The organism is Streptomyces sp. NPDC001027, assembly GCF_040299045.1.
In the GTDB taxonomy this organism is placed as follows: domain Bacteria; phylum Actinomycetota; class Actinomycetes; order Streptomycetales; family Streptomycetaceae; genus Streptomyces.
On record NZ_JBEPBI010000370.1, the window covers coordinates 1 to 5,520 of the forward strand.

At 73.8% G+C, this 5,520-nt stretch carries 6 protein-coding genes; 4 read left to right on the forward strand and 2 right to left on the reverse strand.

The annotated features are described in order from the left end of the window. Positions 1-454: 454 nt before the first annotated feature. From ABT300_RS40750 to ABT300_RS40760, 3 genes are all read left to right on the forward strand, one after another. Positions 455-1,255 (forward strand): DUF1775 domain-containing protein, encoded by an 801-nt coding sequence (locus ABT300_RS40750; protein ID WP_351687262.1) that lies wholly within the window; start codon positions 455-457, stop codon positions 1,253-1,255. 246 nt (positions 1,256-1,501) lie between these two features. Further along, positions 1,502-1,939 (forward strand): hypothetical protein, encoded by a 438-nt coding sequence (locus tag ABT300_RS40755; protein ID WP_351687265.1) that lies wholly within the window; start codon positions 1,502-1,504, stop codon positions 1,937-1,939. Positions 1,940-2,112: 173 nt separating this feature from the next. Then, positions 2,113-2,769: a thioredoxin-like domain-containing protein gene (locus tag ABT300_RS40760; RefSeq protein WP_351687268.1), complete on the forward strand. Its 657-nt coding sequence runs from the start codon at positions 2,113-2,115 to the stop codon at positions 2,767-2,769. A 102-nt stretch (positions 2,770-2,871) separates the two neighbouring features. Here the strand turns inward: ABT300_RS40760 and ABT300_RS40765 are convergent, their stop codons facing one another. Together ABT300_RS40765 and ABT300_RS40770 are read right to left on the reverse strand one after the other, a co-directional pair. After that, the gene (locus ABT300_RS40765) at positions 2,872-3,516 is read right to left on the reverse strand and encodes a hypothetical protein (RefSeq protein ID WP_351687271.1); all 645 of its coding nucleotides are present in this window, start codon (positions 3,514-3,516) and stop codon (positions 2,872-2,874) included. 141 nt (positions 3,517-3,657) lie between these two features. Beyond that, positions 3,658-4,164, reverse strand: a complete 507-nt coding sequence (locus tag ABT300_RS40770) for a MarR family transcriptional regulator (protein ID WP_351687274.1) — start codon at positions 4,162-4,164, stop codon at positions 3,658-3,660. 374 nt (positions 4,165-4,538) lie between these two features. Between ABT300_RS40770 and ABT300_RS40775 the strand changes: the two genes are divergently transcribed. Beyond that, positions 4,539-5,520, forward strand: a 982-nt coding sequence (locus ABT300_RS40775) for a serine/threonine-protein kinase (protein WP_502978098.1), incomplete at its 3' end; no start/stop codon positions are given.

The window sequence follows — 5,520 nt, forward strand, 5'->3', positions numbered from 1 at the left end:
CCCTGCGTGCGAGGCGTGTCCGGCCCCGGCCGTCGGGGCGTCGCCGTCCGCGCAGGGCACATGGCCGCCGTCGGCGACGGCCACGCATGGCATCACGCCGGAGCGGCGATGACCATGGTGCACACGACCGCCGCTCTCGTGGTGGCCTGGCTGCTGCATCGGGCGGACGCCCGGATGGGGGCGGCGCTCGGCGCACTTCGCACCCTCGCCGGGGCCGCTGCGACCGCGCTGGCCCTGATACGGCCGCGGGCGGTCACCGATCCGGATCGCCCGGCTGTCCGGCTGCCCCTCGGTCGGTCCGGCACGTTCTTCGAGGCGGCGGCGCACGCACGGGAGGAGGTGCTGGAGCACGCGGTGGTGCGCAGGGGACCGCCACGGCGGGGACGCCCTCCGGTCCTTCACCGGCCCCGGTCTCGGCGGGGCCGCATCCACCCATGCCATCCAGGAGTCCCCCATGTCCCTCTCCACCCGTCCGGCGGCGCGCGTCGGCCGACGTCTCGTCCTCGCCGGCGCCTTCGCGTTGACGGCCACCCTCGCCCTCGCCGCCCCGGCCGCCGCCCACGCGGAGGTCGAGGCGGACAAGCCGCAGGCCCTCGCGGAGAACGTCACCCTGAGCTTCGTCTCCGAAGCCGAGTCGGCCTCAGCGGGCTTCAAGGACCTTCGAGTCGTGCTGCCCGAGGGAATCGCCGCCGCCGACGTCACCCTCGACGAGGGCCCCAAGGGCTGGAAACTGACCGCCGCCGCGGACGGCTACACCCTCGCCGGCCCGGCGCTGAAAGCAGGAGTCGACGCCGAGTACAAGATCAAGGTCCGGCAGTTGCCCGACGTGAAGGAGCTCGTGTTCAAGACCGTCGAGACCTACAGCGACGGCGAGGTGTCCCGCTGGATCGAGCTGCCCACCGGCGGCAAGGAGCCCGAGCAGCCGGCGCCGGTCCTGAAGCTCAAAGCCGCGGCCCCGGGCGCCAAGCCGGTCGACGCGAGCCCGACCGCGGCGGCGCCGAGCCCGACCCCCAGTGCGGCCGCCTCCGCGCCCTCCACCACACCGAGCACGCCGAACGCCTCACCGGACGCCGACGACTCGGCTGCCGACGAGGACGACGGCATGTCCTCCGGGGCCCTCGTCGCCGTGATCGTGGTCGCCCTCCTCGTACTCGGCGGCGGAGCGTGGTGGCTGGTCAAGCGCGGCTCCGACTCCCCCGACTCCTCGGGCTCCTCCGACTCCTCGGATTCGTCGGGCTCCTCGAGCGAGAGCTGACGGGGCGCCTGCGGCGGCGGGAGGGGGCGGGGTCAGGCGCCCGCCGCCCCTCCCCGCCGCCCATGGCGTGCCGCGTCCGAGGCGGCGCGCCCACACCAACGGTCACCGGAGCATGCCGACTCCCCGCCTCGGCCGGCCGGTCGTCCGCGGGCGTGACCGTGCGGCGCGGCCCCGGCCGTCGGCGGGCGCGGCGACACCGCTAGCATCGCCGTGATGAACAGCCCGGGCCGGCGCAGACGTTGTGACGTGGGGACCATCCCACCCGTCGCGACGCTCTGTGCCGCACTGGCGATGCTGCTCGCCGCCGTGGCCCTGTGCCTGGGCTCCACGCCCCACACCGCGCCCGCCCCGCACGCCGCGGGCTCCCCGCACGCCGTCACCGCCGTGGCCGCCGCGACCCCTGTCACCGTCACGACCGCCGCGCGGGCGCAGGCGGACGGCCGGTCCGCCGCGCACCAGACGACGGCGTCGGCGCATCCCGGCGACTGCCACACGGGCGACGGATGCTGCGCCCGGCCCGCGCACGGCGGGCCCGCGCTGGTCCCCACGGCGCCCCAGCCGTTGCCGGTCGTCCTGCCGTGCTCTCCGGCACCGGTCCGTCAGACCCTCCCCGTCCGGGCCACCGGTCTGCCGCCTTCCGGCAACGCCCCCGATCTCCACGTCCTCAAGGTGCAGCGGATCTAGGACCTGCCGTTCGGATCCCGCCTCAGACGCGGCGCCGAACAGCGCCGTCGCTGCCGTGCGACCTGATCCGAACCACAGGCCCCAGACGGACGCCCCGCGCCCATGGGCGCACCGGCGTCCCTCCTTCCCCCCTGCACTCACCGCCGCACGGCGGAGACGAGGACGACCCTGCCATGAGCAAGACCAGCAAGAAGGCCGCCGCCGCTTCCCGCAAGGACCGCATCGAGGAGATGCGCCGCGCCGAGAGAGCCCGCGAGCGCCGCAACCGCATCCTCACCATCACCGTCAGCGGCGTCATCGTCACCGCTCTCGTCGGCTGGGGTGCGTACGCCATCGACGCCGCGAACGAGCGGGAGGAGCAGAAGGCGGCCACGGCGAAGAAGCCGGTCCGCGGTGAGAAGACCTGGGACACCAAGAAGCTCGGCCGCAACCACGTCGCCAGCGCCGTCACGTACCCGATGCAGCCTCCCGTGGGCGGCGACCACCACCAGGCGTGGATGACGTGCGACGGAACGGTCTACACCCAGGCCATAGCGAACGAGAACGCCGTCCACTCCCTCGAGCACGGCGCCGTCTGGGTCACGTACAACGACCGGGCCGCCGAGGCCGACGTCAAGGCCCTCGCCGCCAGGGTCGACAGGACGCCCTACACGCTGATGAGCCCCGTCAGGACCCAGGCCGGGACGATCACCCTGTCCGCGTGGGGCCGTCAACTGACGGTCGAGAAGGCCTCCGACGCCCGGGTCGAGCAGTTCCTGCTCAAGTACGTGCAGGGCGCGCAGACCCCGGAGCCCGGCGCAGCCTGCACGGGAGGGCTGACCGCCTCCTGACCGCCAGGGTCGCCGAGTTCGCCGCAGTGCTCCTCGCGCCGCCCGGGCAGCGCGAGGAACCCGGGCGGCGCGGGGGGGGTGTGACCAGAATGCCCGGCGTGCTCAGTAGCGTTCTGCCTTGGCGACCTCGGCGGTCAGTGCCGGCTCGGGCGGCTTGCGGCTGATGGCGAGGGGATGGGCCCGGGCGCCGGCCGCGAGGTCGTCCGCGCCGACGAAGCGCGTCTCGACGACCTTGTCGTCGGAGTCGCGGAAGTCGACCTGGACGGCGAACGACGCCGTCTCGTCCGTGCTGTTCGTGATGTTGACGATGACGGCCAGCAGGCCGCTCGTCTCGGTGCGCGGCTTTCCGGTGAGCGAGACGTCCGCGATCGCGTTGCCCCGTCCTTCGACGCCCTTCAGCTTCTTCTCGGCGGCCTGGTTGGCGCGCGCGACCTCCGCGGACACCGACGCCTCGAACTCCGAGGCCCGCGCCGAGGCCGACGAGGCGGCGGCGGAAGCGGCGGCGCGGACGGACTCCTTGACGGAGGCGCCGAGTGAGGCGAGCGCGGACGGCGCGGCTCCGGAGAAGGAGGCCGTGTCGGGAGCGGAGGGACGCGGGGTGAAGGAGGCGCCGCCGTCGTCACCGTCGCCGCTGCTGCACGAGACCAAGGCCGTCGCACCCACCGCCGTCGCCACCAGACCGGCGACGGCGGAGGCGACGCGGCCCCGCAGCGGTCTTGCCTTCACGCCGGACGCACGGTCGTTCATCAGGTCGGACCCTTCGTCACGTTTTCCTGCCGTTCACGCCTTTTGGCCGCTCGGCTCCATCGTGCCGGGAGCGGCCCGGGGGAACCACCCGGCAGGGTGCGGAAGAGTGGCGCCGAGGCGGAAGGGCGACGCCGGGCTTCATCAGACGCCGTCGGCCCGCTCCCGGTCCGGCCCTTCGGCGTTCAGCGCCGCGAGTTGCGCGTCGGCGCGCTCGGCGACGAGAGCGAGGACGCGGCCGGCCGCGGCGAGATCCTCGGCGGTTATCCCGCCCCAGATGCGGGCGGTGAAGGGGGCGGCCTCCGCCCCGACGACTGCGAGAAGGTCGCGCCCCGCCGCAGTGGGACGAAGACGCCCGCCGTCCGCGAGGAGCAGTCGACGGGCCAGCAGTTCGTCGACAGCGGCGCGGACGTCGGCCGGATCGGCCTTGAGGGAGGCGCGGACCTGGGTGACGACGTCCTCCGCGCGCTGCGGGGTGTCGGCGGTGACCGCCGCGCGCAGGACGATCTGCTGCCCGAACGAGATGCCGTGGCGGGCCAGGACGTGCTCCAGGACGCCCCGGGCGGCGTAATGGGCCAGCCCGAGAGCCCGGGCGTCGGCCATGGGGCCGGCCGGGCGGGATTCGGTGGATCCGGGCGAAGTGGCGGTCATGGGGCTCTCCCCTGGGTGTTGTCGTCGGCCGGTCGGAGACGGAGCGCCTCCGAGCCGAAAGAGTACATGGCTTCTATAGCCATGGCTACTATATTGATGACCACTATGCCCATGGCTACTATGCGCCTCCGCCGATCCCACAGAAGTGACCGAATTGCTGAACGAACGCACAGGCTGGGCTAGCCTCGTGTCCCATGGGGGCGAACTAACGTTCATCGAAAGTCACTTCGGGGGAATTCTTGTCGGGACAGCTACCGGGGCCTGCTGACGATGCGGCGGCCACGCTGCGGCAGACCGGCGCCTCGCCACTGCGGCTCGGCGACCCGAGGCGGGTCGGCCCGTACATGCCGGTCGCGCTGTTAGGCAGTGGCGGCATGGGGCGGGTCTACCTGGCCCGCCCCGCGGACGGCAGTCCCGAACTGGTCGCGCTGAAGGTGATCAGGCCGGAGTACGCCGAGGATCCGAGCTTCCGGCGCCGTTTCGAACGGGAGGCGTCGGTGCACGCCCGGCTTCGGACGCCGTACACGCCACGGCTGTGCGGCACGGGCTTCGAGGACGAACTGCTGTGGATGGCCACGGAGTACCTCCCCGGCTTCGACCTCGCCGAAGCCGTACGCGAGGACGGCACCCTGGAGACGGCCGCGGTCTGGCGTCTCGTGGGGGAACTGGGCCGGGCGCTCGCCGTGCTCGCCGTCGAGGGGATCGTGCACCGGGACCTGAAGCCGTCCAACGTGCTGCTGTCCGTCCGTGGCGCGCACGTCATCGACTTCGGCATCTCCAAGGCCGCGGACGCGAGCGCGATCACCGGTACGGGCAACCGCGTGGGCACCCCGGCCTACATGTCACCCGAGCACCTGAGGGAGGGCCGCTCCGACACGGCGTCGGACGTGTTCTCGCTCGCCGGGACGCTGGCCTACGCGCTGACGGGCCAGGCCCCGTTCGGCGACGGCACCGGCGTCGACGTGATGCACCGGGTCGCGTTCGAGGAACCGCACCCCGAGGTGATCGGCGAGATCTCCGCGGCCGACCCGGAACTCGGCGCGCTGCTGACCGCCTGTCTGGCCAAGGAGCCCGCACAGCGGCCCACCCCGCAGCAACTGATCGCCGCGGCCGGGACCCACGCCGTGCCGTCCGCCTGGCCGGAGCCGCTGAACGCGAAGCTGCAGGCCCGGCAGCAGGCCTACGAGGCACTGCTCCGCCTGCCCGTCGCCGGCACGCCGCGTCTGCGGTCGGCGGGTGACCCGTCGGCGGCCCCGGCCGCTGCGGCGCCCGCGCCCGACCCCGTGCCGCCCGCCCCGCCCGTCGCTTCGGCGGCGGAGAGCGACCGCGCCGCGACCCCGGCGGGAGAATCGGGAG